Source organism: Brevundimonas sp. EU05-FHT14B07 (assembly GCF_058790795.1).
Genome location: NZ_JBYTCZ010000009.1, coordinates 1 through 958, shown reverse-complemented (window position 1 = coordinate 958; position 958 = coordinate 1). Strand labels below are relative to the sequence as shown.

Sequence of the window (958 nt, the reverse complement as noted above, 5' to 3'; positions counted from 1 at the left end):
GAAAGTCTTAGAAGTTGATGTCGATGGTCGCGCGGCGGTTGAGCGGTTCGCGCACACCGTCGGCGGTCGGCTTGGCCAGGTTGGTCTCGCCCTTGCCGTCGAGGGCGATGACGCCGCCGTTGACGCCCGAGGCGACCAGCGCGTCCGCGACGGTGCGCGAACGACGGTTGGACAGACCCAGGTTATAGGCGGCCGAACCCGAGGTGTCGGTATAGCCGACGATCAGGACGCGCGTCGGACGACCCGACTTGGCGTAGTTGGCGGCCTGCGTCACCACCGAACGGGCTTCCGCGGTCAGGTCCGAGCGATCCCAGTCGAAGTAGACCACGAACTGGCGAGCGACCGGGGTCTGAGCGACCGGCGGGGGCGGGGGCGGGGGCGGCGGGGGCGGCGGGGGCGGAGGCGGCGGGGGAGGCGGCGGCGGCGGTGCGTCTTCCGCACCGAAGCTGTAGCGCAGACCCAGGGTCACGGTGTGCGACTGGTCGTAGTCGCCGTCCCATTCGCCGAACTGCGTGGCGCCCACGCCCGTACCGGCCGTCGTCGAGGCGAAGTTGGCGTCGCCCGTCAGATAGCGGTAGGTCAGGTCGATGTTGGCGCGGTCGCTGATGGCCCAGGCCAGACCAGCGATCGCCTGAGCGGCGAACTTGGTCGAGGTGTCATCGACGGCGAAGGTGGCGGCACGGTTGGCGCGCAGGGCGCCGATCGTGTTGGTGTCGACGCGGTTCACACCGGCGCCGAGGCCGACGAACGGACGAACGCCCCAGTATTCGAAGCCGAAGTCATAGATGACATTGGCCATCAGGGTGGCGGATTCGATGTCGCCTTCGGGCGAGAAGCAGCCGCCCGTCGCCGGGGTCAGGTTGCACAGGCCTTGCGTGCCGGTGACGGCGCGAACGCGACCAATGTCGCCCGAGCGGTAGCCGCCTTCCAGTTCAACGCGCCAGTTGGGATTGAAGCG

The 958-nt window shown here is 69.0% G+C and carries 1 protein-coding gene; it reads right to left on the bottom strand.

Annotated features, from left to right (window positions below):
• Positions 1-7 precede the first annotated feature (7 nt).
• Positions 8-958, bottom strand: a 951-nt coding sequence (locus AC3WRC_RS14290) for an OmpA family protein (RefSeq protein ID WP_492304282.1), incomplete at its 5' end; no start/stop codon positions are given.